The organism is Paracoccus sp. PAR01, assembly GCF_014851995.1.
GTDB classification, from domain to species: Bacteria; Pseudomonadota; Alphaproteobacteria; order Rhodobacterales; family Rhodobacteraceae; genus Paracoccus; species Paracoccus litorisediminis.
In genome coordinates, this window is the sequence record NZ_JACVAW010000003.1 from 45221 (window position 1) to 70267 (window position 25047).

Annotated in this window: 26 protein-coding genes and 1 pseudogene; 16 read left to right on the forward strand and 11 right to left on the reverse strand. The window is 64.8% G+C overall.

Annotated features, from left to right (window positions below; translation table 11 throughout):
- Positions 1-74: 74 nt before the first annotated feature.
- On the forward strand, positions 75-536 hold the full coding sequence (locus IB235_RS07690) for an Lrp/AsnC family transcriptional regulator (RefSeq protein WP_155039767.1): 462 nt from the start codon (positions 75-77) through the stop codon (positions 534-536).
- Positions 537-696: 160 nt separating this feature from the next.
- Positions 697-2232, forward strand: a complete 1536-nt coding sequence (locus tag IB235_RS07695; RefSeq protein ID WP_192336278.1) for an ATP-dependent RecD-like DNA helicase — start codon at positions 697-699, stop codon at positions 2230-2232.
- Here IB235_RS07695 and IB235_RS07700 read toward each other — a convergent pair.
- The gene (locus IB235_RS07700) at positions 2229-3053 is read right to left on the reverse strand and encodes an EcsC family protein (protein WP_192336279.1); all 825 of its coding nucleotides are present in this window, start codon (positions 3051-3053) and stop codon (positions 2229-2231) included. The genes IB235_RS07695 and IB235_RS07700 overlap by 4 nt on opposite strands.
- Positions 3054-3160: 107 nt before the next feature.
- Positions 3161-3736, reverse strand: a complete 576-nt coding sequence (locus IB235_RS07705; RefSeq protein ID WP_155039542.1) for a GNAT family N-acetyltransferase — start codon at positions 3734-3736, stop codon at positions 3161-3163.
- 241 nt (positions 3737-3977) lie between these two features.
- Between IB235_RS07705 and IB235_RS07710 the strand changes: the two genes are divergently transcribed.
- From IB235_RS07710 to IB235_RS07745, 8 genes are all read left to right on the forward strand, one after another.
- Positions 3978-4574, forward strand: a complete 597-nt coding sequence (locus tag IB235_RS07710; RefSeq protein WP_155039543.1) for a flavin reductase family protein — start codon at positions 3978-3980, stop codon at positions 4572-4574.
- On the forward strand, positions 4574-5134 hold the full coding sequence (locus IB235_RS07715) for an adenine phosphoribosyltransferase (RefSeq protein ID WP_192336280.1): 561 nt from the start codon (positions 4574-4576) through the stop codon (positions 5132-5134). Before IB235_RS07710 ends, IB235_RS07715 begins: the two co-directional genes overlap by 1 nt.
- A 37-nt stretch (positions 5135-5171) precedes the next feature.
- Positions 5172-6122 (forward strand): 4-hydroxy-3-methylbut-2-enyl diphosphate reductase, encoded by a 951-nt coding sequence (ispH, locus tag IB235_RS07720; protein ID WP_192336281.1) that lies wholly within the window; start codon positions 5172-5174, stop codon positions 6120-6122.
- 113 nt (positions 6123-6235) lie between these two features.
- Complete coding sequence (locus tag IB235_RS07725; protein ID WP_192336282.1) at positions 6236-6571, forward strand: DUF1330 domain-containing protein; 336 nt, start codon at positions 6236-6238, stop codon at positions 6569-6571.
- Positions 6572-6680: 109 nt separating this feature from the next.
- Positions 6681-7010 (forward strand): DUF1330 domain-containing protein, encoded by a 330-nt coding sequence (locus IB235_RS07730; protein WP_192336283.1) that lies wholly within the window; start codon positions 6681-6683, stop codon positions 7008-7010.
- A gap of 115 nt (positions 7011-7125) precedes the next feature.
- A complete protein-coding gene (locus IB235_RS07735; protein ID WP_155039548.1) occupies positions 7126-7731 on the forward strand; it encodes a glutathione S-transferase family protein in 606 nt (201 codons plus the stop codon).
- Entirely contained in the window at positions 7728-8195 is a 468-nt protein-coding gene (rnhA, locus tag IB235_RS07740) for a ribonuclease HI (RefSeq protein WP_155039549.1), read from the forward strand. The genes IB235_RS07735 and rnhA overlap by 4 nt, the downstream gene beginning before the upstream one ends.
- The gene (locus IB235_RS07745) at positions 8192-8830 is read left to right on the forward strand and encodes a trimeric intracellular cation channel family protein (protein WP_192336284.1); all 639 of its coding nucleotides are present in this window, start codon (positions 8192-8194) and stop codon (positions 8828-8830) included. Before rnhA ends, IB235_RS07745 begins: the two co-directional genes overlap by 4 nt.
- Here the strand turns inward: IB235_RS07745 and IB235_RS07750 are convergent.
- Both IB235_RS07750 and IB235_RS07755 read right to left on the reverse strand, forming a co-directional pair.
- Complete coding sequence (locus tag IB235_RS07750) at positions 8827-9150, reverse strand: VOC family protein (protein ID WP_192336285.1); 324 nt, start codon at positions 9148-9150, stop codon at positions 8827-8829. The two genes, IB235_RS07745 and IB235_RS07750, sit on opposite strands and share 4 nt — an antisense overlap.
- A 46-nt stretch (positions 9151-9196) precedes the next feature.
- Positions 9197-9601: a group III truncated hemoglobin gene (locus IB235_RS07755; RefSeq protein ID WP_192336286.1), complete on the reverse strand. Its 405-nt coding sequence runs from the start codon at positions 9599-9601 to the stop codon at positions 9197-9199.
- A gap of 194 nt (positions 9602-9795) precedes the next feature.
- On the opposite strand from IB235_RS07755, the gene ileS reads away from it, so the two are divergent.
- A complete protein-coding gene (gene ileS / locus IB235_RS07760; RefSeq protein ID WP_192336287.1) occupies positions 9796-12690 on the forward strand; it encodes an isoleucine--tRNA ligase in 2895 nt (964 codons plus the stop codon).
- A gap of 64 nt (positions 12691-12754) precedes the next feature.
- Here the strand turns inward: ileS and IB235_RS07765 are convergent, their stop codons facing one another.
- From IB235_RS07765 to IB235_RS25810, 5 genes and pseudogenes are all read right to left on the reverse strand, one after another.
- Positions 12755-13891: a hypothetical protein gene (locus IB235_RS07765; protein WP_192336288.1), complete on the reverse strand. Its 1137-nt coding sequence runs from the start codon at positions 13889-13891 to the stop codon at positions 12755-12757.
- A 461-nt stretch (positions 13892-14352) separates the two neighbouring features.
- Complete coding sequence (locus IB235_RS07770) at positions 14353-15195, reverse strand: ATP-binding protein (protein ID WP_192336289.1); 843 nt, start codon at positions 15193-15195, stop codon at positions 14353-14355.
- Positions 15185-16042: a twin-arginine translocase subunit TatC gene (gene tatC, locus IB235_RS07775; RefSeq protein ID WP_192336290.1), complete on the reverse strand. Its 858-nt coding sequence runs from the start codon at positions 16040-16042 to the stop codon at positions 15185-15187. The genes IB235_RS07770 and tatC overlap by 11 nt, the downstream gene beginning before the upstream one ends.
- A 21-nt stretch (positions 16043-16063) precedes the next feature.
- On the reverse strand, positions 16064-16594 hold the full coding sequence (gene tatB / locus IB235_RS07780; protein WP_155039555.1) for a Sec-independent protein translocase protein TatB: 531 nt from the start codon (positions 16592-16594) through the stop codon (positions 16064-16066).
- 133 nt (positions 16595-16727) lie between these two features.
- Positions 16728-16925: pseudogene (locus tag IB235_RS25810) on the reverse strand (twin-arginine translocase TatA/TatE family subunit); the annotation flags it as partial.
- A gap of 161 nt (positions 16926-17086) precedes the next feature.
- Between IB235_RS25810 and IB235_RS07790 the strand changes: the two are divergent.
- Together IB235_RS07790 and IB235_RS07795 are read left to right on the forward strand one after the other, a co-directional pair.
- Entirely contained in the window at positions 17087-17713 is a 627-nt protein-coding gene (locus IB235_RS07790; RefSeq protein WP_192336291.1) for a MarC family protein, read from the forward strand.
- Position 17714: 1 nt separating this feature from the next.
- Positions 17715-18290, forward strand: coding sequence for a TIGR02281 family clan AA aspartic protease (locus tag IB235_RS07795; RefSeq protein ID WP_192336292.1), 576 nt, complete (start codon positions 17715-17717; stop codon positions 18288-18290).
- 3 nt (positions 18291-18293) lie between these two features.
- Here the strand turns inward: IB235_RS07795 and IB235_RS07800 are convergent, their stop codons facing one another.
- Positions 18294-18743: a DNA polymerase III subunit chi gene (locus IB235_RS07800; RefSeq protein WP_192336293.1), complete on the reverse strand. Its 450-nt coding sequence runs from the start codon at positions 18741-18743 to the stop codon at positions 18294-18296.
- Positions 18743-20236, reverse strand: a complete 1494-nt coding sequence (locus IB235_RS07805) for a leucyl aminopeptidase (protein ID WP_192336294.1) — start codon at positions 20234-20236, stop codon at positions 18743-18745. The genes IB235_RS07800 and IB235_RS07805 overlap by 1 nt, the downstream gene beginning before the upstream one ends.
- A 131-nt stretch (positions 20237-20367) precedes the next feature.
- Between IB235_RS07805 and lptF the strand changes: the two genes are divergently transcribed.
- The 3 genes from lptF to IB235_RS07820 are packed head-to-tail and all read left to right on the forward strand — an operon-like array spanning position 20368 to position 25030.
- Positions 20368-21507 carry an LPS export ABC transporter permease LptF gene (gene lptF, locus IB235_RS07810; protein ID WP_192336295.1) on the forward strand — a complete coding sequence of 380 codons (1140 nt, stop codon included), beginning with the start codon at positions 20368-20370 and terminating at the stop codon, positions 21505-21507.
- Positions 21504-22625: an LPS export ABC transporter permease LptG gene (lptG, locus tag IB235_RS07815; RefSeq protein ID WP_155039562.1), complete on the forward strand. Its 1122-nt coding sequence runs from the start codon at positions 21504-21506 to the stop codon at positions 22623-22625. Before lptF ends, lptG begins: the two co-directional genes overlap by 4 nt.
- On the forward strand, positions 22625-25030 hold the full coding sequence (locus IB235_RS07820; RefSeq protein ID WP_192336296.1) for an LPS-assembly protein LptD: 2406 nt from the start codon (positions 22625-22627) through the stop codon (positions 25028-25030). Before lptG ends, IB235_RS07820 begins: the two co-directional genes overlap by 1 nt.
- Positions 25031-25047 lie beyond the last annotated feature (17 nt).

Sequence of the window (25047 nt, forward strand, 5' to 3'; positions counted from 1 at the left end):
TCTTGGGTTGCGATGCAATTCTATTACAAATCGCCTGCAATTTTTGATCAGAGATTTTCCAGAGCAATCATATGATGCAACCAGATACCGACACCGATGCAATATCCGCGCGGATATTGCAGATCCTTTCCCGCAATGGACGCATCCCGAATCAGCAACTCGCCGCCGAGATCGGCCTGTCCCCCTCGGCCTGCCTGCGCCGGGTGCAGGAACTGGAACGCCGCGGTGCGATCACCGGCTACCGCGCGGTCATTCATCCCTCGGCCCGAGAGGCGGGTTTCACCGCCTATGTCACGGTGGGCCTGTCGCGCCATTCGAATGAGGCCCAGCAGGCGTTCGAGCGTGCCTGCCTGGCCTCGTGGCAGGTTCGCGAATGCCACAACATCACCGGATCGGTGGAGTACTTGCTGCGGGTCGAGGTCCGCGACCTTGAAGCCTATCGCCGCTTCCACACCGAAGTGCTGGGGGCTTTTCCGCAGATATCGACGATCACCACCCATGTCGTGATGAACTCGCCCAAGGATGACCGCGCCTGATCGGCAAGTCGGCCGCGGATTTAACCGCTGCAGGGGTATTTAAGAAACGGTGAAATTCAGGCGTCGCGGCCCGCCATTCACCGTTTCCCAAATACCCATATCGCAACGCCGGCAAGGGAAACGGACTTTCGGCCCTGGACACGAGCGGATACAAGGTCGCATGACCCTGCCCACCCTTTCCCACGATCAGGCCGAAGCCTGGGACACGCTGGCCGCGATGCTTGAGGAATCGGGCGTCGATCTGGTTTCCGAGGAGGTCGTCCCGGCCACGCCCGGCAAGGGACGCGTCATGGCGGTGATCGGCAAGGCCGGGTCGGGCAAAACGCTGCTGCTGGCGGAACTGACCAAGGCGCTGAAGGCAGCCGGGGTCGATATCGTCTCGGGCGATTACGAAGGCCGCAAGCGCAAGGAACGGCGCACCGTCGCGATTTTGGCGCCGACCAACAAGGCCGCGTTCGTGCTGCGCATGCGCGGCGTGCCCGCAACGACCATCCACCGCATCCTTTACACCCCGGTCTATGACCCGGATTACGAACGCATTGCCGACTGGCTGACCGGCGCGGGTGAGCGTCCGCAGGTCGAGGGCGTGATCGAGGGGCTGACCGATGCCGCGCTGGACCGCGCCCATGCCTTTTACCAGCAGCACGCCTCGATCCCCGGCGCGCTGGCTGCCGCCGGGCTGCGCGGCTCGGATTTCATTCAGGGCTGGAAGCGGCGCGAGGACGGGCTGGATATCGGGCTGATCGACGAGGCCTCGATGCTGGATGAGCGCCAGTTCGAGGACCTGCGCGAGATATTTCCAATCCTTGTCCTGTTCGGCGATCCGGCCCAGCTGGCACCCGTCGGACAGTCAGGCGAAATGGTCTTTGACAAGCTGGCGAAATCCCAGCGGTTGGAACTGTCGCGCATCCATCGCCAGACCGACGACAGCCCGATCCTTGATCTGGCCCATGCGCTGGCCGATCCCGATGTCGATTTTCCGACCTTCGAGCGTTTGGTGCAGGACGCCGCCCGCCGCGACGACCGCGTGATCTGGGCCGAACGGGTCGAAAGCGACTTGATGGCGCTTAGCCCGGTTCTGGTCTGGCGCAACATCACCCGCGTCAAGCTGATCCAAGCCTTTCGTTCGGCCTATGGCGCGCCGGGCGATGCGTTGCTGCCGGGGGAGCCGCTGATCTGCGACGGGCTGGAACTGCCCCTGAAGCATCGCAAGAAGCGCATCGACCTTGAGGCGCGCGGGCTGATCAAGGGGGCGCAGGTCATCTATCTGGGTCCGGGCCGCAAACCCGGCTTTTCACGCCTGCATGTCGTGGGGGCCGAGGACCCGCGCCTGTCCGCCGCCTCGATCGTCAAGATCGAGATCCCCGATGTCGAGGAGCCCTTCATCCCCTTCGCCGCGCGCATGGGCGCGACCTTCCTGCATGGCGCTGCGGTGACCATCCACAAGGCGCAGGGGTCGCAATGGCCGGATGTGCAGGTCTTTGCCCCGGATATTTCCGCCGCCGCATGGTCGGGCCGAACCGAAGCAGGCGTGCCCTTGTGGAAGCGGCTGACCTATGTGGCGATCACCCGCGCGCAAGAGCGGCTGCATTGGATCGTACGGTCACGCCTTGCCCGGCCCAGCGCGCCCTTGGGCATTGATCATCTGGAAGCCGGGCCAGCCGCCTTGCAACTGGAAGCCGAGACCGAGGACTAGGCCTCGGCCCGGCGCAGCCGCTTGCGGGTCGAGCCGGGGCGGATCTGCTCCATGCGCAGAAGCAGCGCCTCGACCACGGATTCGCGCGGCAGGCCAGTTTCCTGCGAGATGCGCAGCAGCCCGAAATTCACCCGCGCGATTTCCTGATAGTAGCGGGTGAAGCTGTAGTTGATTGCCGCCCCCGCCACCGCGCCCAGTACCGGCACAGCCTGCGCCGCGAATTTCTGCGCCAGCGAGGTCGACAGCTTTGGCGCAACCCGTGCGATCAGCGTCTGCACCGTCTGGCCGGTAATGGTCATTCGGGCAGTGAGCAGGCCCAGATCGGCGGCATCATCCGCCGCCAGCGGCCCCGCCGCGGCAAAGACCTGCAGCGCCTCGCGCCGGGCAATGTCGCTGTCGGGATCAAAGCCATGTTCAGCCGCGATATCCATGATCGCACGCAGCAGCAGTGTCACCGTCACCGGCAGTTCCAGCGTCGCCCCGGCGACACCGGCCAGACCGCCCACCGCGCCGGATGTGGTCGACAGCATCCGGTTGAACCAATCGCCACGCTCGGTCAGCACGCCGCGCGACCGCGAGGCCGCGTCAAAGGCGCGGTTCAGCGCGGCATAGGTCAGCCGGTCCATTCGCGAGCGGACGGGCTTGGGCAGGCGGTCGATCAGCCCTTCGGCCTTGCCGCCGATGGCGCTGAGCAGCTCCATGCCGATGCCGCCTGCATTCAGGTAGCGCCGCGCCAGCCGGTCGATCTCGGCATGGACGGTCGGATCGGTAATCGGCGGCAGCACCGCCTGACGGGTCGGGACTGGGGAATGATCGGTCATCCTGAGGACACTTGGCCTTTCCTGTTCGCCCGCAATCGGCGGGCCATGATGAAACATATAGGAACCGATTGGTTCAGTTTCATCGACCTGCGGCATCCCGGCGGATTTCAGCGCTTGGCAGAGCCGTCCATCTCGACGCAGGTCTGGCTTTCGGGGGGATCGCGGCGGATCTCGGCCAGACCGGCCGCGACATCGCCGCCGGTTTCGCGGCTGACATGGCCTTCGACCCCCAGCCACGCGCCATCGACCAGATCCAGCCCCAGCACCCGGTCGGGGTTGGTGGGGGGCGGCATCTCGACGCGTTCCAGCTTGGAAAAGCCAAAGCGGCGGTAATAGGGCAGATCGCCGACCAGCATCACCCGCGCCCAGCCCAGCTCCCGCGCCCGGCCAAGGCTTTCGCGCATCAACAGCCCGCCCAGACCCTCGCCCTGCGTGGTCGGGTGAACCGAGACCGGCCCCAGCAGCAGCGCGGGCTTGTCCCCCACCCGCACCGGCCAGTAGCGGATCGCCCCCAGCAGCACCCCCGACCCGTCCCGCAGGACAAGGCACAGCGCCTCGACCGGGGGCACGCCGTCTCGCAGCCGATACGAGGACAGGGCCGTCCGTCCCGGTGCAAAGCACAGGTCCATCAGCGCCTCGACTTCGGGCGTGTCATTGGGGGTTTCGGGGCAGAGTTCGTACATTGAGTCTCCCGATTCACTGCGCGCGCATGCGTGTTGGGGGCGGTGTTTCGCGGCCCCCTAACATGCATGCGCGCGCGCGAAAACATCCCAAGTCCGGCAGCGCGCAAAAAGTTGCCCGGCGCGCGGCAGGACCCGTGCCGTTGGGGTCATGCTTGACGGGAAACTGCCGGGCAGGCACAGCGTTCCCATAGTCGCGTGACGTAAGCGCGACACCCGACACCCCCGGATGCGAGGCTGCACGATGTTCTATCGACCCGAGGCTGGCCATGGCCTGCCCCATAACCCGCTGAATGCCATCGTGGCTCCCCGGCCGATCGGCTGGGTCTCGACCCGTGGCCATCTGGGCGACAATCTGGCCCCCTATTCCTTCTTCAACCTGACGGCCTATACGCCGCCGCAGGTGATGTTCGCCTCGACCTCGCAGAAGCCCGACCGTCCGGGCACCAAGGACAGCGTGGCCCAGATCGCCGAGACGCGGGTGTTTTGCGTCAACATCGCCGATGGCGCGATGCGCGATCAGGTCAATGCCAGCTCGGCCGCGCTGCCCGCCGGAGCCAACGAGTTCGAGACCGCCGGGATCGAGGCCGCCGAATGCGAGACCATCGACTGCCCGCGCGTCCTGCGCGCCGCCGCCTCGCTTGAATGCCGCATGACCCGGATCATCCGTCTTGCCGGCGAGGCCAATGTCATGGTGCTGGGCGTCGTGACCGGCATCCACATGCGCGAGGACTGCATCGTGAATGGCCGCTTCGACCTGCGCCGCCACGGCTGGTTGTCCCGGCTTGGGTACAAGGATTATACGGCCACGACTGAAACTTTCGAAATGGAGCGCCCCTGATGGAAAAACCGGCCAAGCGCAGCCGAGACACCCGCGAGGTCCGCGACTATATCCGCACGATCGTGGACTTCCCCAAGGAAGGCATCATCTTTCGCGACGTGACCACGCTTTTCGCCGATGCGCGCGGTTTCCGCATGGCCGTGGACCAGCTGCTGGCACCCTATGCGGGCGAGCCGATCGACAAGGTCGTGGGGCTTGAGGCGCGTGGCTTCATCCTTGGCGGCGCGGTGGCGCATCAGCTGTCGGTGGGCTTCGTGCCGATCCGCAAAAAGGGCAAGCTGCCCGGCGCGGTGCTCAGCCAGGCCTATGCGCTGGAATATGGCGAGGCCGTGGTGGAAATCCACGACGACGCGCTGAAGCCCGGCGACCGGGTGCTGATCGTCGACGACCTGCTGGCCACGGGCGGCACGGCCGCGGCGGGGATCTCGCTTTGCGAGCGCCTTGGGGCCGAGGTGATCGGCTGCGCCTTTGTCATCGACCTGCCGGAACTGGGCGGGCGCAAGCTGCTTGAGGATCTGGGTCACGAAGTCCACGCCCTGACCGCCTTCGACGGCGCCTGATCTTGCGGCGCGCGGGACGGATGGCTAGGTGATGAGCATGGACAAGAAACCGCCTTTGACCCTGTACCTTGCCGCCCCGCGCGGTTTCTGCGCGGGCGTGGACCGCGCGATCAAGATCGTCGAGATGGCGCTGCAGAAATGGGGCGCCCCCGTCTATGTCCGCCACGAGATCGTGCATAACAAGTTCGTCGTGGACAGCCTGCGCGACAAGGGCGCGGTCTTTGTCGAGGAATTGGATGAGTGCCCGACGGACCGTCCGGTGATCTTCTCGGCCCACGGCGTCCCAAAAGCCGTCCCGGCCGAGGCCCGCCGCCGCGAGATGGTCTATGTCGACGCGACCTGCCCCCTTGTCAGCAAGGTCCATGTCGAGGCCGAGCGCCACCATGCCGCAGGCCTGCAAATGGTGATGATCGGCCATGCCGGTCACCCCGAGGTGCTGGGCACCATGGGCCAATTGCCCGAGGGCGAGGTTTTGCTGGTCGAGACGGTCGAGGATGTTGCAGGCATCACGCCCCGCGATCCGGCGCGTCTGGCCTTCATCACCCAGACCACGCTGTCGGTCGATGACACCGCCGCCATCGTCGCGGCCCTGAATGCCCGCTTCCCGGCCATTGTCGGTCCGGCCAAGGAAGATATCTGCTACGCCACCACCAACCGTCAGGCCTCGGTCAAGGCGATTGCGGGGCGGATCGATGCGCTGTTCGTGATCGGCGCGCCCAACAGTTCCAACTCGCGCCGTCTGGTCGAGGTGGGTTCCGCGGCAGGCTGCGCCTATTCCCAGCTTGTCATGCGCGCGGACCAGATCGACTGGCGGGCCATCGAAGGCGCGCGTGCCGTCGGCGTCACCGCAGGTGCCAGCGCCCCCGAGGTTCTGGTCGATGAGGTCGTCGACGCCTTCCGCGACCGCTACGAGGTGACGGTGGAACTGGTCGAGACGGCCCGCGAGAACGTCGAGTTCAAAGTTCCCCGCGTATTGCGCGAGGCGTAAGCCTCGGCACCCTGCCCCATCGGTCAGATAGGACGCCTTGGCTGCGTTCTGCTATTCTGACCGCGTCGGCTGCGGCCAAGCGGGTCGCAGCCCCTTGGGTGGAGTGATCCGACATGACCGTCTATCTGATCGCAGAACTGAAGGTGACTGACGAGGCATGGCTGCCCGAATATGTCGTGCGTGTCCATGAGATCGCCGCGCGCCATAACGGCCGCTACCTGTCGCGCAGCACCAATATCGAGACGCTCGAAGGCGAACCGCGCGACGTGACCGGGATCGCGCTGCTGGAATTCCCCTCGCGCGATGACGTGCTGGCCCTGATGAGTGACCCGGAATACGTCCCCTATGGCGAGGCGAGGCGCAGGGGCTCGATCTGCCATTACCGCCTGATCGACGATACCGACATTGCGGGGGCGATCCCCTATCTGACGAAACCGGACATCGCCTGAATCTTCGGCGCATTGTCCGATTGCCCGTTTCAGATTCCGCCGCTTATGCTGGCGGCGCTGACCGGGGCCGGGCTGGCCACGGCAGAGGCTCGAGGGAGGAGACCCCAGAATGACCGTCTTTCTGATCGCCGAAGTGAAAGTCACCGACGATGCCTGGATTCCCGATTACGCGGCAAAGGTCCATGACATCGCGGCGCGCCATAACGGCCGCTACCTGTCGCGCAGCGGCAATATCGAAACGCTGGAAGGCGAGGCCACCGACGAGACCCTGATCGCGCTGATCCAGTTTCCATCCCGCGAGGATGCGCTGGCCTTTACCAGCGACCCCGAATACCTGCCCTTTGGCAAGGCGCGGCAGGATGGCTCGGTCAGCCATTTCCGCCTGATCGACGATACCGACATTGCCGGGGCCATCCCCTATCTGAACAAGCCCTCCTGAGATTGCAGGGCGGTCGGTTGCATCCCGCTTGCACTGGCCGCCCCCGGACTTCCCGCCTATAGTGCCCGCCATATGGCCCGCAAGGGTTTGGTGATTTCAGTAGTCGGATCGAAAAATGCGTCTTTATTCAATGCCTTCTTCTGGAAACAGCTACAAGGTGCGGCTGCTTCTGTCGCTTTTGGGCCGGGACTGCCCGACCTTTGACGTCGAATATGAGACCACCGCGCTGGACACGGCCAAGGCCGAGGGCCGCCTGCCCTTTGGCAAGGCCCCGGTGCTGGAACTGGACGACGGCCGCCTGCTGCCGGAATCGAACGCGATCCTGAACTGGCTGGGCGAAGGCACGGATTTCGTCCCCGCCGATCCCTTCACCCGCGCCGAGATGCTCAGCTGGATGTTCTGGGAACAGAACCAGCATGAGGGCGTCGTCGCGGTCCGGGCCGCGCTGCTCTACTATCCCCAGCGTCGCCATCTGGCCACGCCCGAACGTCTGGCCGAGCTGCTGGATCGCGGCCATGCGCTGCTGCAGGTCATGGAGGATCGTCTGGCGGCACAGGACTGGCTGGTCGGCGACAAGGCATCGGTCGCGGATATCTGCCTTTACGGCTATACCTGCACGGCGGGGACGCGTGGCGGCTTCGACATGTCGCGCTTCCCGGCGATCAACGCTTGGCTTGACCGCATCGCCGCCCTGCCCGGCTATAAGGCGCTGGACGCATGAACGCGCTTTTCGCCTGGACCGACGGGGCATGCAGCGGCAATCCCGGCCCCGGCGGATGGGGCGTGCTGATGCGCGCCATGGACGGGGACGCGATCCTGAAGGAGCGCGAACTGTCCGGCGGCGAGGGCGACACCACCAATAACCGCATGGAGTTGATGGCCGCGATTTCCGCGCTGGAGGTGCTGACCCGCCCCAGCGAGATCACCATCACCACCGACAGCGCCTATGTGAAAAATGGCGTGACCCAGTGGATTCACGGCTGGAAGCGCAATGGCTGGCGCACCGCCGACCGCAAGCCGGTCAAGAATGTCGAGCTGTGGCAGCGTCTGGACGCGGCTCAGGCCCGCCACCAGGTGCGCTGGGAATGGATCAAGGGCCATGCCGGGCATCCTGAAAACGAGCGCGCCGATGAATTGGCCCGCGCCGGAATGGCCCCCTACAAGCCCGCAAAGGCCGCCGGGTGAGTCCCGAGGACGCCGTTCCTTTCCTTGATTACGCCAGCGTGCTGGTCTTTGCCCTGACCGGAGCGCTGGTCGCCAGCCGCGCGCAGCTTGATCTGGTCGGCTTCATCTTCTTCGCGACGCTGACCGGCATCGGCGGCGGCACGCTGCGCGACCTGCTGCTGGGTCAGGACCCGGTCTTTTGGGTCGGGCGGCCGGGATTGCTGGTGCTGACCTCGCTGGCCGCGGTGCTGGTGTTTTTCACCGCGCATCTGTTCGAAAGCCGCTACAGCCTTATCCTGTGGCTGGACGCGCTGGCATTGGCCGTGGCGGTCCCCGCCGGGGTCGATGTCGCGATCGGGGCCGGAGCCGGTCCGATCGTCACGGTTGCCATGGGGATCATCACGGGCACTTTCGGCGGCATGGCTCGCGATACCGTCGCCAATGAATTGCCACTGATCCTGAAACAGGGCGAGCTTTACGTCACCGCGACATTCGGCGGCGCGGTCGTCGCCGTCGTGCTGATCGGCATCGGCTGCCCCGGAGTATGGGCGCTGATCGCCTGCGGCATCACGGTTTTCGCGCTGCGGGCAGGCAGCATGCTGCTGGGCTGGAACCTGCCCACCTATCGCCCCCGCCCGCCCAGGAACAAGGGCTAGGCCTCTGACCAGACCGCCATCTCGGTCCCGCCGGGTTCGCGGAACTGGAAGCGCCGCCCGCCGGGAAAGCTGAATATCGGCTTGGTGATTTCCGCCCCTGCCCCGCTGACCTGCGCCAATGCGGCCTCAAGATCCTCGGCCTTCAGGATGACCAGCGGCGGGGCCAGCGGTGCAGCCGCGATCCCGCCCGAGACACCCGCATCCGCCAGTTCCTGATATTCAGGACCGTAATCGTTGAAGCTCCAGCCAAAGGCGCGGCTGAAGAAATCCTTGGTGGCGGCGATGTCGGGGGAACTGAATTCCAGATAGTCGATCTGCATGGCAGCCTCCGGGTTTGTTCCCGTTTTGTTTACGCCCTGCGCGGGTTCAACGCAAGATCGGAGGACGCCCGCCCGGCGCAGGGCGCATATTCTCGACCCCCATGCGCAGACCGGCACCGATACGATGGGCCAGATCGGACCAAGCCGCGGCAACGTCTGCGGGCAGGGTCCGGCGCAGGGTCTCGTCGAACAGCATCAACCAGTCGGCGAAATGGGGCGGCTCGACATTTCCGGCGCGCATATGCGCCTGCATCGGGCTGCCGTCATAGCTGCGCTCATACAGGATGGCATTGCGCCAGAAGGCGGCAATCTTGGCCTCATGCGTGGGCCAGTCGACGACATGGGCGGCAAAGACCGGGCCAAGCACCTCGTGCCGGCGGATGGCTGCGTAGAACACCGCGACGACGCGGTCGATATCTTCGGCAGAGATGGGAAAGCGCGCTGGGATCATTGCCGGGATATGGGCCGGGCGCGCGCGGGGTGCAAGTGGCCGGTTCGTCGCGCTTGCAGGGGCCGCACCCGTTTCCTATAACCCGGCGCATGTTCAGCATGGGCCGGATCTTTCGAATTATCCGCCCGGCGGCGTAGGGGTTCCTCGCCGTCGGGTTATCTACGCCTGCCCTCCACCCGAAGGATCCCCGCCAGATGAGCGAAACGACCTCGACCGCGCCCGACTATCGCGACACCGTCTTCCTGCCCCAGACCGACTTCCCCATGCGTGCGGGCCTGCCCCAGCGCGAGCCGGAATGGCTGGACCGCTGGGAGCGCATGGGCATCTATGACCGCCTGCGCACCAAGAAGGGTCGCGCGCCCTTCATCCTGCATGACGGCCCTCCTTATGCGAACGGCCATCTGCATATCGGCCACGCGCTGAACAAAGTGCTGAAAGACTTCATCACCCGCAGCCAGCAGATGATGGGCCGCGACGCCCGCTATGTGCCGGGCTGGGACTGCCACGGCCTGCCGATCGAATGGAAGATCGAGGAACAGTACCGCCTGCAGCAAAAGAACAAGGACGACGTCGATGTCGTCGAGTTCCGTCAGGAATGCCGCAAATTCGCCGAAGGCTGGGTGGAAACCCAGCGCGAGGAATTCAAGCGCCTTGGCATCATCGGCAAGTGGGAAGACCCCTACCTGACGATGAACTACCACGCCGAAGCCGTGATCGCGGCCGAGTTCATGAAGCTTCTGATGAACGGCGCGCTGTATCAGGGCTCCAAGCCCGTGATGTGGTCGCCGGTCGAGAAAACCGCCTTGGCCGAAGCCGAGGTCGAATATCACGACCATACCAGCCACACGATCTGGGTGCGGTTTGCGGCGCAAGGCGCGCTGGACGGGGCCTCGGTGGTGATCTGGACCACGACCCCTTGGACCATCCCGCAAAACCGCGCCGTGGCCTATAACCCGACCATCGCCTATGGTCTGTACGAGGTCGGCGCTGTGCCCGAGAACGCCACCGCCAAGACCGGCGAGAAGCTGGTGCTGGCCGACGCGCTGACCGAGGGCGTGATGAAATCCGCCAAGGTCGAGGGCTTCACCCGTCTGCGCGACGTCACCGCCGCCGAGATGGAAGGCGTGCTGCTGGCGCACCCCTTCCGCGGCGTCGAGAACGGCGCGGCTGAATGGGATTACGACGTACCCCTGCTGCCGGGCGACCATGTCACCGAGGATGCGGGCACGGGCTTTGTCCATACCGCGCCCAGCCACGGCGATGACGACTATCAGCTTGGCCTGAAATTCGGCCTGCCGATGACCTATAATGTCGAGCCGGATGGCAGCTACCGCGCCGATCTGCCGCTGTTTGGCGGTCAGGCCATCCTGACGCCGGAAGGCGCGGAAGGCCCGGCCAATGTCAGCGTCATCAAGCAACTCGCCTATTCCGGCGCGCTGCTGGCCAAGGGCAAGGTCAAGCACAGCTACCCGCATAGCTGGCGCTCGAAAGCGCCGCTGATCTATCGCAACACCCCGCAATGGTTCGCCTCGATCGACAAGGCGCTGACCGATGGCATGGGCGAATATGGCGACACGATCCGCGCCCGCGCGCTGGCCTCGATCGACCGGCTGGTGAAATGGACGCCGCAAACCGGGCGCAACCGCCTGTTCTCGATGATCGAGAACCGCCCCGACTGGGTGCTGTCGCGTCAACGCGCTTGGGGCGTGCCGCTGACCTGCTTCGTCAAGAAAGGCGCGCGCCCGGACGATGCGGACTTCCTGCTTCGCGATCAGCGCGTCAATGACCGCATCATCGAAGCCTTCGAGAAAGACGGCGCAGACGTTTGGTATCACGACGATTTCAAGGCGAAGATGCTGGACGGCGTGGCCGATCCCGAGGCCTATGATCAAGTCATGGATGTGCTGGATGTCTGGTTTGATTCCGGCTCGACCCATGCTTTCGTGATCCGTGACCGCGCCGATGGCTCGCCCGACGGCATCGCCGATCTGTATCTGGAAGGCACCGACCAGCATCGCGGCTGGTTCCATTCCTCGCTGCTGCAAGCCTGCGCGACCAAGGGCCGCGCGCCTTACAAGGGCGTGCTGACCCACGGCTTCACGCTGGACGAAAAGGGCATGAAAATGTCCAAGTCGCTGGGGAATACCGTCGCACCTGCCGATATCATCAAGGAATATGGTGCGGATATCCTGCGTCTTTGGGTGGCGCAGTCCGACTACACCACCGACCTGCGCATCGGTAAGGAAATCCTGAAGGGCACCGCCGACAGCTATCGCCGCCTGCGCAATACGCTGCGCTTCGTCCTTGGCAACCTTGACGGCTTCGACGCCGCCGAGCGTGTCGAGGTCAAGGACATGCCCGAACTGGAACAGTGGGTGCTGCACCGTCTGGCGCAGATCGACCACCAGCTGCGCAAGGGTTACGACGCCTATGACTTCCAAGGCGTCTTCCAGACCGTGTTCCAGTTCGCGACCGTGGACCTGTCGAGCTTCTATTTCGACATCCGCAAGGACGCGCTTTACTGCGACGCGACGGACAGCCTGCGCCGCCGCTCGGCCCGCACGGTGCTGGATATCCTGTTCCAGCGTCTGGTGACCTGGCTTGCCCCGATCCTGCCCTTCACCATGGAAGATGTCTGGCTGAGCCGTAATCCCTCGGATGACGACTCGGTCCATCTGCACGACTTCCCGGTGACGCCCGCCGACTGGCTGAACGAACCGCTGGCCCGCAAATGGGAGGCGATCCGCCGCACCCGTCGCGCGGTGACCGCCGCGCTGGAAATCAAGCGCACCGACAAGGTGATCGGCGCCAGCCTCGAGGCTGCTCCGGTCGTCCATATCGAGGATGCCGAAGTGCTGAAGGCACTGAAATCGGTAGATTTCGTTGATATCTGCATCACCTCGGACCTGAGCCTGACCGCCGACCCGGCCCCGAACGAGGCCTTCCGCCTGCCCGATGTCGCGGGCGTCGGCGTGGTCTTCGAGGCTGCTGAAGGCGAAAAATGCGAGCGCTGCTGGAAGATCCTGCCCGATGTCGGCACACATGATCATGCCGGCACCTGCGAGCGCTGCGACTCGGCCCTGAGCTGATCCAGCGTTTTCATGAACAAGAAAGCCCCGGCGTGCTGCGCCGGGGCTTTTCATTTTTCCGGGGTCAGCGGAACCACAACCCCTCTCGTTTCAGCCGATGACGGATCGCCTGTTCCGAGATCTTCCATTCGCCCGCGAACATCGGGCGGATCACCTGCCGCCCTTCGTTCCTTGCGACAAGACGGCTGACCTCCTCATCCTCGGCAAACAGGTCTGCCAGCCTCGGGCTTTGGATCAATTCCTCGGCCAGCGACATCGCGGCATCGGATTCGCGCGCGTAAAGCAGCGAAAGGTTGCGGTAATGGCAGGTCACATCGCCATCGAGTCCGGACAGATCGGCAGTGGGCCGTCCACCGCCAAGCCCGTGGACCACCAGTGGCAGGACGACCTGATCCAGCCAAGGATCAAGGCTTTGGCACGCCAACTCGTCCCCCGGATCGGCATTCACCTCCAACGCGTATGTCAGGAAGCGCCGACCGAATTCCTTGGGATCGGCACCAAAGAACCAACCCGCGTTGAAATAGAGGTAGCGCTCCCAATGCTCGACCGGCTGCGAACGGTCAAGCGAGCTGGCGAAGTCCAGCCCAAAGCGGTCATAAAGCGACCGCCAGATATCGCCGTATCCCGGACCGTAAAGCGGCGGCGCGGGCCATGTCCCGGTCCGCCGCATCGACGCCGAGGGGCGGGCAAAGTCGATGGGCAACCGATCCAGCGGACCAGTCACCAGCGTATCGCTGTCGAAAAAGATGAACGGCTCGGATTCCGGCAGGACTGCCAGCGCCTCGATCTTGTTGCCGTAGGGGTAGTCCTTGCCGAAATGGCGGGCGGTGAAGGGCCGGATCTCGGCCCCGTATGCGCCAAGCAAGGTTCGGGCAGCATCCGAGATCTGCGTCTCGACCCCTTCCCACGCCTCGGCCTCTAGCGGTTCGGCCACGATGAGCCGCCCCTGCCAGTCAGGCGCGTTCCGCCGCAGGCTGGCCGCGAACAGCACTGCCTCGCGTTCCAGCCGACCGGCCTGCGCAATGATCAGGATGTTGAAGGCGCGCGCGGGCTTTGCCACGACCGGTGCTGTCGCCCCATCTGCCTCCACTCCACGCCCGGATTTGCGCTCGGCGCGTTCGGCCTGATTCGCCGCACGTCGCGCCTCGCGCTCGGCTTGGTTCGCCTCTCGCCTTGCAAGACGTTCGGCAGCCTTGTCCATTTTGTCCTTCGCAGGGGCATCCGCCCCCGACACATTTTCTTCCTTGCGTGGTCCGGCCACGTTCGGCACCTCGGATGGGATGGTTGGCTGACTTGGGGAAATATACACGCCCCGGATGAGCGGAAGATACCGGTTTCCATGTGAAAATTACACGAAAACCTCACCAAAAAGCCAGCTATCGGGATAGCGGCATTACGGGCAATCTCATAGTCAGCCGCGTAACGATGTTGTTGTTTTATTTGTATGGCTAGACCGGGTGAGATTGGCAGTACTCTCACCCGGTCGAGATTTCCAGACGACCCTGATCGGGTCCGTCTTCTGACACCATAGCCTCAGAACGCGTTTTGCGAAAGCCTCTCGATGACAAGGCACGACTTTTAGCTATGTTAGATTAAAGATTTAGCGGAGTTTGCCTGTTTTTTTGCCATGAATTAACTAACAACCTGAAATTGCGGCCTAATTCAAACCGCAATCCCTTGGCGACCAGCCAAGTCGGTGAAAAACTGCCAGGCCACTCGCCCCGAGCGCGAACCACGCGTCGCCTGCCACTCGATTGCCTCGGTTCGCAGGTCTTCATGGCTGATGGTGACGCCGTAAGCATCGCAATAGCCACGGACCATCGCCAAATACTCGTCCTGCGAGCATGGGTGGAAGCCCAGCCACAGCCCGAAACGATCCGAGAGCGAGACCTTCTCCTCGACCGCCTCGCCGGGATGGATCGCGGTCGAGCGTTCGTTGTCGATCATGTCACGCGGCATCAGGTGACGACGATTCGAGGTGGCGTAAAGGATCACGTTCGCGGGCCGACCCGCAATGCCGCCATCCAGAACAGCCTTTAGCGACTTGTACTGCGTGTCATCATGGCTGAAGGACAGGTCGTCCGAGAACAGCACGAAGCGCTGGTCCGCGGCCTTGCCCAGAATGGCCAGAAGCCGCCCGACCGAGCCCAGATCCTCACGCGCGATCTCGACCAGCACCAGCGGCAGGCCCTGACGCCGGACCTCGGCATGGACGGCCTTGACCAGCGAGGATTTCCCCATCCCGCGCGAACCCCAGAGCAGCGCGTTATTCGCCGCATGCCCCTGCGCAAACTGCATGGTATTGGCCAGCAGCGTATCGCGGGAACGGTCGATGCCGATCAGCTGGACCAGATCGACGCGGCTGACCTCGGCCACCGGCTCAAGCCGGTCGGGATCGGGATGCCAGACATAGGCGCTGGCCTCGGAAAAGCTGGGCTCGGGTGCAGGCGGGGGGGCCATGCGCTCCAGCGCCTCGGCGATGCGGACCAGAAGATTACTCGACATCGGCTTCCTGCTCGTCCAGATCGCGCTTCTTCTCGATGCGGCGCACGAGATAGATCGAGATCTCGTAAAGGCCATAGATCACGCTGAACAGCACCACCTGACTGATGACATCGGGCGGTGTGATCATCGCGGCCAGCACCAGAATGACGATGACGGCATAGCGGCGCACGCTGGCCAGCCCCTCGGAGGACACCAGCCCGGCCTTGCCCATCAGGGTCAGCGCGACCGGCAGCTGGAAGGACAGACCGAAGGCCAGAATGAACTTCGTGGTCAGGCGCAGATATTCCTCGACCGAGCCCTGGAAGACGACCCCGGCCCAAGGTTGCGCCGCCGTCGTTGCCGTTGCCGCCGTCCCCGTTGGATCATCAGGCAACGCCAGCGGTCCCTGCTGGAAGCCCAGGAAGAAGTCGAAGGCCCAAGGCAGGATGACGTAATAGGCGAAGGCCGCGCCGATCAGGAACATGATGGGCGACGCCAGAAGAAACGGCAGTAGCGCGTTCTTTTCGCTGCGGTAAAGCCCCGGCGCGACAAAGCGCCAAAGCTGATAGCCGACCACCGGGAAGGCCAGAACAAAGCCGCCGAAAAACGCGATGCGCATGGCGACAAAGAAGCCTTCCTGCAGCTTCAACAGGATCAGGCCGCAGGTCTGGCCGCGCTTTTCCAGCGCATGGCAGATCGGCTGGGTCAGGAAATCGAAGATCGGGTTCCAGACGAAATAGCACAGGACCATGGCCACGACGAAGGCCAGAACCGACCAGATCAGCCGGGTGCGCAGCTCGGCCAGATGCTCGATCAAGGGAGCGGAGGAATCGTCGATATCTTCCGACTTGGCAGATTTAGTCGCCACGCGGCAGCCTTTCCTGTCTGTCTATTGGTCCGAGCGTCGCACCGCGTGCAGCCGCCGCTTGCCCCCTGCCGTGTCGCTTCCCGCATCATCCGCGACGGGATGCGGGGCCTCGACGCCCGGCGCGGGCGGCAGCGGCGCATCAGCAGCAGGTGTGGGCGCAGGAGCAGGCGCGGCAAAACGCGAGCCTTCGGGGAAGGCCTGAGGCGCGGCCGGGGCCGCAGGATCGGGCACCGGCCCGGTCTTGGCGGCTTCGTCGCGGGGGTTCAGCGGGTCCCATTTCTCGAAACGCTCGGTGGCGCGCTCAAGCGCGTCCAGCCCCAGCGATTTCTTGGAGGTCAGCGAGTTCACATCCCTCAGCGCCTTGCCGGCCTCATCCAGACCCGAGGATTTCGCCGCATCCTCCATGGCGCTGGTGAATTCGCGCGCCATGCCGCGCGCGCGCGCCGTCAGCCGCCCCAGCGTATGGAACAGCTTGGGAAGATCCTCGGGGCCAATGACGATCAGCGCAACAACGCCGATCAGCAGAAGCTCGCTCCAGCCGATATCCAGCATGGCGGTTCAGTTCAGCCGGTCAGAGTTTGTTCTGATCGGCGGGCGTCACGTCGCGCAGACCCGCATCAGCGGTCATGCGGGCGCGCTCGGCGTCCAGCTTGGCGCGTTCGGCGGCCAGCTCGGCGCGGGCCTTGACGATGTCGTCGGTCGAGTTCAGCTCAAGCTCTTTCGCTTCGGCCTTGTCTTCTTCTGCGCCGTCTTTGACGCCCTTCTTGAAGGCGGTGATTCCCTTGCCGACCTCGCCCATCAGGGACGAGACCTTGCCGCGTCCGAAAAGGACCAGAACGACGATCGCGATCAGCAAAAGCGCCATGGGGGAAGGTGCGTGCATGTGTTTACCTCCGTGGCACGACCCATCAGGCCGTGCATAGCATAGACTGCATTCGATATAGGGTGCGCGTGGCCATCGGGAAACCCCCAAACGCGTGATCCCGGCCGCCATTCGCGACTGCCTTCCCAGTCGCCACGATCCGCGACATACTGAGGCAAGACATGGATAGCACCCAGATCATCAGCGCTTTCGTTACCCTGTTCGTCGTCATCGACCCTGTCGGTCTGGCGCCGCTGTTCATCGTCTTGACCAATGGCATGAGCACGCAGCGGCGCCGTCGGATCGGTTGGCGCGCCGTGATCATCGCGGGCGCCCTGATGACGTTGTTCGGCCTGGCCGGAGAGGCTATCCTGAACGGCATCGGCATCTCGCTTCCGGCCTTCCGCATCGCTGGCGGCATGCTGCTTTTCCTGACCGCGCTCGACATGCTGTTCGAACGCCGGACCCAGCGACGCGAAGGCCAGACCAAGGACGAGCCCGAGCGCGACGATCATGACGATCCGTCGGTCTTTCCGCTGGCCATGCCGCTGCTGGCCGGGCCCGGCGCTTTGGCGACGATGATTCTGCTGGTCAATCAGGACCCAAACCCCGCGCATACATTGATGATCCACCTCGTCATGCTGGTTGTCCTTGCACTGGTCGCGGTGATGTTCGCTCTGGCCGGTCCGATTGCCCATTTACTGGGCAGGACCGGAACCATGGTGGTCACGCGGCTGTTCGGGATGCTTCTTGCCGCGCTCTCGATCCAATTTGTGATCGATGGGCTGAAAGGATCGGGACTCGTGTAGCATGGCAGAAGATCTGGGCCGCCTGACCTATCTGGTTCTGCTGCTGGTCGCGATCGGAGGCTTTTTGCTGGTCGAATTGCGTGCCCAGCCCGGCCGCACCCTGCGCCTTGCCGCCGCATGGGGGATGATCTTTCTGGGCGTGATCGCCATTGCCGGTCTGTGGGGAGAGATCCGCCAGACCGTCTCGCCCCAAGCGCGCATCCTTGACGGCGACCGGATCGAGGTTCCTCTGGGCGATGACGGGCATTTTCATCTGACGGTCGATGTCAATGGCGCGCCGATCCGCTTTGTCATCGACACCGGCGCGACCACCATCGCGCTGGGACAGACCGATGCGCGCAAGGCCGGGATCGATCCCGACGCGCTGGCCTATATCGGTGCCGCGCGAACCGCCAATGGCAATGTCCAGACAGCGACGGTGATGCTCGACAGCGTCAGCGTCGGTGACATCCACGACAGCAAGGTGCCCGCGCTGGTGCTGAAATCCGATCTGGACATGTCGCTGATGGGCATGTCCTACCTGTCGCGCTTCGCCCGCGTCAGCATCGAGGGGAACCTGCTGATCCTTGAACGCTAGCGCCTATTGCTTGCGTTCCCAGCGGCCATCCGCCTCGGACCAGTATTCGGCCTCGACCCCGCCCGCCTTCAGGTCGCGCCATTGCGCGCGGGCGCGGTCCAGCGCCTCGGGATCGTTGCCGTCAAAAATGATGCAGACGCGGTCCAGCCCGGCGCATTCGGCGGCGGGAACCTCGGCCCCATCCAGCGCGATCACGCAGCGGGCGGCATTGGGTGCCGCCTGCCCTTCGACCGTCAGCAGCACCGGCTGGCGGTCGTCGTGCGGGCCTCCGGCCAGCCCATGGGGCAGGAAGCCCTCGGCCAACCAGAGGTTTTCGTCAAGCGCGACCTGCCGCGCACGGTCCCTGCCCCGCAGCTCGACCCGCCAGCCCGCCTGCAGGCTTTTGCCCAGAAGCATGGGCAAAAGCTGACCGGGGGCCGAGCGGGTCAGGTGATAGAACAGGGCCGAGCCCATCAGGCTTTGGTCTCGAAACGGTCGCGGACCAGCCGGTTCAGCGTCATCACGCCCCAGCCGGTTGCACCTTTCGGTGCGAGCGCCGTCGCACCCGGCGGCAGAGCCACGCCCGCGATGTCCAGATGGATCCACGGCACGTCCTTGCCGATGAAGCGATGCAGGAACTGCGCCGCGGTGATCGAACCCGCAGGCCGGCCGCCGGTGTTCTTGATGTCGGCCAGACGCGAGTTGATCAGCTCGTCATAAGCGGGCGAGATCGGCAGACGCCACGCCCCCTCGCCCTCGGCCTTGGCAGCGGCAAGAAGCTGATCGGCGAACTTGTCGTCATTGGCAAAGACGCCGGCGTTTTCATGGCCCAGCGCGATGATGACCGCCCCGGTCAGGGTCGCCAGATCGACGATGGCGCTGGGGTTGAAGCGCTGCTGCGTGTACCACAGCACGTCGGCCAGCACGAGGCGACCTTCGGCGTCGGTGTTGATGACCTCGATCGTGTCGCCCTTCATCGACTTCACGATATCGCCCGGTCGCTGAGCCTTGCCGTCGGGCATGTTCTCGACCAACCCGACCAGACCCACGACATTGGCCTTGGCCCGGCGCAGCGCCAAGGTGCGCATGACGCCCGCGACGACGCCCGCGCCGCCCATGTCCATGGTCATTTCTTCCATGCCCGCTGCGGGCTTGATCGAGATGCCGCCGGTGTCAAAGACCACGCCCTTGCCGACCAGTGCCAGCGGAGCTTCGTCCCCACCACCGTTCCAGCGCATGACGACGACCTTGGACGGGCTTTCCGAGCCCTGCCCCACACCCAGCAGCGCACGCATGCCCAGCTTGGCCAGTTCGTCCTCGTCCAGCACCTCGACCTCAAGGCCCAGCTCCTGCATGGCCAGCAGGCGGTCGGCGAAATCGCTGGTGGTCAGGACGTTGGCGGGTTCGTTGACCAGATCGCGGGTAAAGAACACGCCCTCGGCCAGCGCGGCGCCATCGGCGGCCTTGCGGGCCAGCGCCTCGGGGTCCCTGTGCATGAAGGTGACGCGGCCACGCGGGGCGTCGACATCGGCTTCGGCCTCATCGCCATCGGATTTCTTGGTTTTGTAGGCCGAGAAGTCATAGGCCCGCAGCGCCAGCCCCAGCGCGACCTCGGCGGCCATCGGGTGGTCGCCCGCCAGCACCAGCGCCTCGGACTTGCCCAGACCGGCACCAATCGACGCCCCGGCCTTGCGGGCGGTGGTCACATCGGTCGGACGCGGCAGCGACACCAGTTGCAGCGCATCGGCCTGAAGCCCGGCAGGAAAGGCCAGATCCAGCGCCTTGCCCGGCTTCACCGCTTTCCATGCGTCCGAGGCCAGCGCCCGGTTCACCGCCTCGCGCGCCGCGCGCGGCAGACCCGCGGGGACCCGCCCGGCCGACGACACGAGGATCGCGATCCGTCCCTTGCGCGCGGCAAGTCCGGCGCCGTCGGTTGCGGTGAAGGAAATTTCGACCGGGGTTGCCATCAATCAGCTCCTTGAATTGATGCGTGTGAGCGGAAACTAGTCACCCGACAGGCAGTTGACCAGAGCCGGGTCTTTCGCAAATCCTGCTCAGAGGCTAAGCAAACTGCAATGCCCCCTCCGCGAAAGACCCCATGCCCCGGATCGACCGCTACATCCTGTCGCAGCTTCTGACCCTGTTTGGGTTTTTCGCGCTGGTTCTGGTATCCGTCTACTGGATCAACCGGGCCGTTTCCCTGTTCGAGCAGCTGATCTCGGACGGGCAGACAGCGCTGGTGGTGCTGGAGTTCACCGCGCTGACCCTGCCCCTGGTAATTTCGGTGGTGCTGCCGATCGCGGCCTTTGCTGCCTCGGCCTATGGCACGAATCGGCTGGCCTCGGAATCCGAGCTGGTGGCGATGCAGGCGGCGGGCATGTCGCCCTGGCGATTGGCGCGACCGGTGCTGGTCTTTGGCGTGCTGGTGGCGCTGATGGTGGCGCTGCTGGTCCATTCGATCGTGCCGTTGGCGCGCGGGCGGATGGCCGACCGGCAGGCCGAGATCGCCCAGAACGTCACCGCCGAATTCCTGCGCGCCGGATCGTTCCAGTATCCGGTCAAGGGCGTCACCCTGTATATTCGCGACATTGCCCCTGACGGGCGGCTTGAGGACTTCTTCCTTGAGGATGCGCGCGATCCGACCAATAAGGCGACCTACACCGCGACCGAGGCGCTGGTGGTCAAGACCGCGAACGGGCCAAGGCTGGTTCTGATGCGTGGCATGGCCCAGAACCTGCGCCTGACAAATGGCCGCCAGCAATTGTCCGTCACCCGCTTCGATGAGCTGGCTTATGACATCGGCTCGCTGGCGGGGTCGGAAGGTCAGCGCAACCGCGACCTGCGCGCCTATTCCACGGCCCGGCTGCTTAATCCCGATGCGGCGCTGCTGTCGGCGACCGGAAACAGCCGGGATCAGGCGCTGGCCGAGGCGCATGAGCGGCTGGCCAAGCCCTTTCAGGCCCCGGTTGCAGCCATGCTGGGCTTTGCCATGCTGCTTCTGGGCGGCTTCAGCCGCTTTGGCGTCTGGCGGCAGGTGATCTGGGCGGTGGTCGCGCTGATCGTCGTGCAGTTTCTGGGCACGGCCGCCGAAAATCAGGTTGCGCAGAATGCCTCGCGCTGGCCGCTGATGTATGTTCCGCCGCTGGTGGGCGGGCTGATCTGCATCGGCGTGCTGTGGCTGGCCGCACGTCCACGCGGGCCGAAACGGCGATCCGCCCCCACGGAGGACGCGGCATGATCCTGTCCGCCTATGTCGCGCGGCGCTTTCTGCGCACCCTGCTGATGATCGCCGCGATCTTTGCCGCCATCCTGTTTCTGATCGACATCGTCGAGCAGATCCGCCGCTTCTCGGGCGAGAATATCGGGCTGGCAGGCGCGGCGAGGCTTTCGGCGCTGAACATCACCGCCAGTTTCTATTCGATCCTGCCGCTGGTGACGGTGCTGGCCGGGATCGCGATGTTCCTGAACATGTCGCGCAGCTCGGAGCTGGTGGCGATCCGCGCCTCGGGACGATCAGGGCTGCGTATCCTTGCCGCGCCTGCCGTCGCGGCGGCGCTGGCGGGCATCCTGTGCGTCGCCATTCTGAACCCGATGGTCGCGGCCACCACCAAGCATTACGATGACGCAGTGACGCGGCTGCGCAGCGATGGTGGCCAGACCGTCAGCCTTGGCGAAAGCGGCGTCTGGCTGCGTCAGGCACTGCGCAGCCGCGACGCCGACGGGACCGAGACCATGGGTCAGGTCGTCATCCGCGCCACCCGCGCCAGCCCCGACGCGACCACGCTTTACGACGCGACCTTCATGGTCTTTGCGCCGGATGCCGGCCCGACCCGCCGTATCGACGCCGCCGAGGCCCGTCTGACCCAAGGCGCGTGGCAGCTTTCCGAGGTCAAGGAATGGCCTCTGACCGACCCGAACCCCGAGGCCACCGCCCGGACCTATCCGCGCATGGAACTGCCGACCGACCTGACCGCCGCCCGCATCCGCGACAGTTTCGGCCGTCCCGAGGCGATCCCGGTCTGGAAACTGCCGCAATTCATCCGTGGGCTTGAGCGTGCCGGCTTTTCGGCCCAACGGCACAAGGTCTGGTTCCAGATGGAGCTGGCGCGCCCGCTGCTGATGGCCGCCATGGTCGCGATTGCCGCCGCCTTCACCATGCGCCACATGCGCGGGCGCAAGATGGGAATGTTGGTGCTGGGAGCCTTTGGCTGCGGCATCGGACTGTTCTTCTTGCGCAATTTGGCGCAAGTTTTGGGTGAAAACGGTGACATTCCCCCGGTATTGGCCGGATGGACGCCGCCGATCGTTGCGCTGCTTTTCGCCCTTGGGGCGCTTTTGCGGCTGGAGGATGGTTGATGCATAGGAAATGGCGCGCCAAGAACGCCAGAAAAACAGGGCGCAAAACCGCCCCCGCATGGTTGCTGGCCGCCTGTGCTGGGCTGGTTCCCGCCGCTGCGGGCGCGCAGACCCTGATGACCGACGGCCAGACCCTGCCGATCTATGAACAGGACGATGGTTTCCTGTCCAATCGGAATGTGGGGCCTGCGCTGGCCCCGACCGAAACGCCCGACGACAACCAGCGCCTTGCCGACGGGACCGAGGCGCCGCACCGGCCGACATCTGCCTCGCGCCCGGCCTCGGTCCATATTTCCAATGCGCCGGGGGCGGCTGCCGATAACAGCCCGGCCACCGTTCTTGCTGATTCCGTGACGCTGGATGCGCAGGACCGGCTGACCGCCTCGGGCGGGGTGGTGGTCTGGCATCAGGGCACAAGACTGATCGCCTCACGCGTGATCTATGACGGCAAGACCGGCGGCGCGGTGATCGAAGGGCCGATCCACGTGACCAAGCCCGGCCTGCGCGGCACCCAGGACGAGACCATCGTCATCGCGCAATCAGCCCAGCTTGATGCCAACCTTCAGGATGGCATCCTGCGCGGCGCGCGGCTGGTGCTGGCGCGGGAAATGCAGATGGCCGCGCGCGAGATGCGCCGCGAGCAGAACGGCCGCATCACCGTCCTCGACAATGTGGTGGCCTCAAGCTGCCAGATCTGCGCCGAGGACCCGATTCCGCTATGGGAGGTCCGCGCGCGGCGCATCACCCATGACGCCCAGACCCGGCAGCTGCATTTCGACCAGCCGCAATTCCGCGCCTTTGGCGTTCCCGTCGCCAGTTTCCCGTCGCTGACCGCACCGGACCCCACGGTCGAGCGGATGACCGGCTTCCTGCGCCCGCAATTCCGTACCACCTCGGCTTTGGGGGTCGGCTTCAAGCTGCCTTATTTCATCACGCTGGGCGATCATGCCGACGTGACGCTGACGCCCTACCTGGCCGCCAGCCGCACCTCGACGCTGGAGCTGCGCTACCGTCAGGCCTTCTCGAATGGCGAGATGGAGTGGAACGGCGCGATCAGCCGCGACGATATCGAGCCGGGCGAGACGCGTGGCTACCTGTTCGGCGCGGCGCGCTTTGAACTGCCGCGCGGCTACATGCTGGGGCTGCAGGTCCAGATGGCCAAGGACCGCGCCTATCTTCTGGATTACGACATCACCGATGCCGACCGGCTGTGGAGCGGCGTGACGCTGGACCGGGTCAGGCGCGACCGGATGATGACGGCGCGGATCGGCAACTACGAATCCCTGCGCGACGACGAACCCGACGACACCACGCCCTCACTGGTCGCGGATGCACTGTGGCAGCGGCGCTGGCAGCCGAATTACATCGGCGGCATCGCCAATCTGGAATGGTCGACCCATGCCCATCGCCGCTCCTCGAACGAGGATGTCATCGGCCGCGACATGGCGCGCGGATCGGTCGGCATGGGCTGGCTGCGCACCGAGATCCTGCCCTACGGCATGGTCGGCGAGGTTCAGGGCCAGCTGAACGCCGATCTCTATCATATCAAGCAGGACAGCAATTACGACGATTGGGTCGTCCGCGCCGATCCGACGCTGGCCGCCGAATTGCGCTGGCCCTTTGCCCGCCATGCCGATGGCGTGACCCAGATCATCGAGCCTGTGGCGCAGCTGATCTGGTCCCCCGACCGCGAAGAAGAAGACAAGGTCCCGAACGAGGACAGCACCCTGATCGAATTCGACGAGGGCAACCTTTATTCGCTGGACCGCTTCCCCGGCTGGGACGCGACCGAATCCGGGTTGCGGGCCAACTTGGGCGTCAGCTGGACACGGATCGACCCCGAGGGATGGCAGATCGGCCTGACCGCGGGCCGCGTGCTGCGCAGCCATCCCGACCCGGCCTTCAACGACAGCGGCCCCTTGGGCGGCAAGGCCTCGGACTGGCTGCTTTCGGCGAACTATTCGGGGACGAACGGGCTGGCATTGGTGAACCGGGCGCTGTTTGACGACAGTTTTTCGCTAAGCCGGAACGAAACCCGTCTGGGTTGGCTCAGACCGGGGCTGCAGATCTCGGCCGGGTATCTGTGGATGGACGCCGACCCCAGCGAGGATCGTTTTGAGGATGTCTCGGAACTGACCGCGATCGCCGGATGGCAGGTCCGCGACGGCTGGTGGGCCAGTGCCGAGACCCGCTATGATTTCAGCGCCGACCGCGCGCAAAAGACCCAGTTGGGGCTGGAATATCGCAACGAATGCGTCACCGTCGAAATGTCGGTCGAACGACGCTTCAGCGACTCGGACACGCTGAACGAGGATACCAGTTTTGATCTTGGCATCCGTCTGGGCGGCTTCGGCAAGCAGTCGTCTGGTCCGGGAACGGTGGCGCGCCGCGCCTGCCTGCGATAAGGTCCGGCAAAACCATG

What these genes read in the sequence shown, in the direction of transcription:
- IB235_RS07690 (WP_155039767.1), top strand. Translation starts at nt 75, where the DNA reads ATGCAACCAGATACCGACACCGATGCAATATCCGCGCGGATATTGCAG.
- IB235_RS07695 (WP_192336278.1), top strand. Translation starts at nt 697, where the DNA reads ATGACCCTGCCCACCCTTTCCCACGATCAGGCCGAAGCCTGGGACACG.
- IB235_RS07700 (WP_192336279.1), bottom strand. Translation starts at nt 3,053, where the DNA reads ATGACCGATCATTCCCCAGTCCCGACCCGTCAGGCGGTGCTGCCGCCG.
- IB235_RS07705 (WP_155039542.1), bottom strand. Translation starts at nt 3,736, where the DNA reads ATGTACGAACTCTGCCCCGAAACCCCCAATGACACGCCCGAAGTCGAG.
- IB235_RS07710 (WP_155039543.1), top strand. Translation starts at nt 3,978, where the DNA reads ATGTTCTATCGACCCGAGGCTGGCCATGGCCTGCCCCATAACCCGCTG.
- IB235_RS07715 (WP_192336280.1), top strand. Translation starts at nt 4,574, where the DNA reads ATGGAAAAACCGGCCAAGCGCAGCCGAGACACCCGCGAGGTCCGCGAC.
- ispH (WP_192336281.1), top strand. Translation starts at nt 5,172, where the DNA reads ATGGACAAGAAACCGCCTTTGACCCTGTACCTTGCCGCCCCGCGCGGT.
- IB235_RS07725 (WP_192336282.1), top strand. Translation starts at nt 6,236, where the DNA reads ATGACCGTCTATCTGATCGCAGAACTGAAGGTGACTGACGAGGCATGG.
- IB235_RS07730 (WP_192336283.1), top strand. Translation starts at nt 6,681, where the DNA reads ATGACCGTCTTTCTGATCGCCGAAGTGAAAGTCACCGACGATGCCTGG.
- IB235_RS07735 (WP_155039548.1), top strand. Translation starts at nt 7,126, where the DNA reads ATGCGTCTTTATTCAATGCCTTCTTCTGGAAACAGCTACAAGGTGCGG.
- rnhA (WP_155039549.1), top strand. Translation starts at nt 7,728, where the DNA reads ATGAACGCGCTTTTCGCCTGGACCGACGGGGCATGCAGCGGCAATCCC.
- IB235_RS07750 (WP_192336285.1), bottom strand. Translation starts at nt 9,150, where the DNA reads ATGCAGATCGACTATCTGGAATTCAGTTCCCCCGACATCGCCGCCACC.
- IB235_RS07755 (WP_192336286.1), bottom strand. Translation starts at nt 9,601, where the DNA reads ATGATCCCAGCGCGCTTTCCCATCTCTGCCGAAGATATCGACCGCGTC.
- ileS (WP_192336287.1), top strand. Translation starts at nt 9,796, where the DNA reads ATGAGCGAAACGACCTCGACCGCGCCCGACTATCGCGACACCGTCTTC.
- IB235_RS07765 (WP_192336288.1), bottom strand. Translation starts at nt 13,891, where the DNA reads ATGGACAAGGCTGCCGAACGTCTTGCAAGGCGAGAGGCGAACCAAGCC.
- IB235_RS07770 (WP_192336289.1), bottom strand. Translation starts at nt 15,195, where the DNA reads ATGTCGAGTAATCTTCTGGTCCGCATCGCCGAGGCGCTGGAGCGCATG.
- tatB (WP_155039555.1), bottom strand. Translation starts at nt 16,594, where the DNA reads ATGCTGGATATCGGCTGGAGCGAGCTTCTGCTGATCGGCGTTGTTGCG.
- IB235_RS07790 (WP_192336291.1), top strand. Translation starts at nt 17,087, where the DNA reads ATGGATAGCACCCAGATCATCAGCGCTTTCGTTACCCTGTTCGTCGTC.
- IB235_RS07795 (WP_192336292.1), top strand. Translation starts at nt 17,715, where the DNA reads ATGGCAGAAGATCTGGGCCGCCTGACCTATCTGGTTCTGCTGCTGGTC.
- IB235_RS07800 (WP_192336293.1), bottom strand. Translation starts at nt 18,743, where the DNA reads ATGGGCTCGGCCCTGTTCTATCACCTGACCCGCTCGGCCCCCGGTCAG.
- IB235_RS07805 (WP_192336294.1), bottom strand. Translation starts at nt 20,236, where the DNA reads ATGGCAACCCCGGTCGAAATTTCCTTCACCGCAACCGACGGCGCCGGA.
- lptF (WP_192336295.1), top strand. Translation starts at nt 20,368, where the DNA reads ATGCCCCGGATCGACCGCTACATCCTGTCGCAGCTTCTGACCCTGTTT.
- lptG (WP_155039562.1), top strand. Translation starts at nt 21,504, where the DNA reads ATGATCCTGTCCGCCTATGTCGCGCGGCGCTTTCTGCGCACCCTGCTG.
- IB235_RS07820 (WP_192336296.1), top strand. Translation starts at nt 22,625, where the DNA reads ATGCATAGGAAATGGCGCGCCAAGAACGCCAGAAAAACAGGGCGCAAA.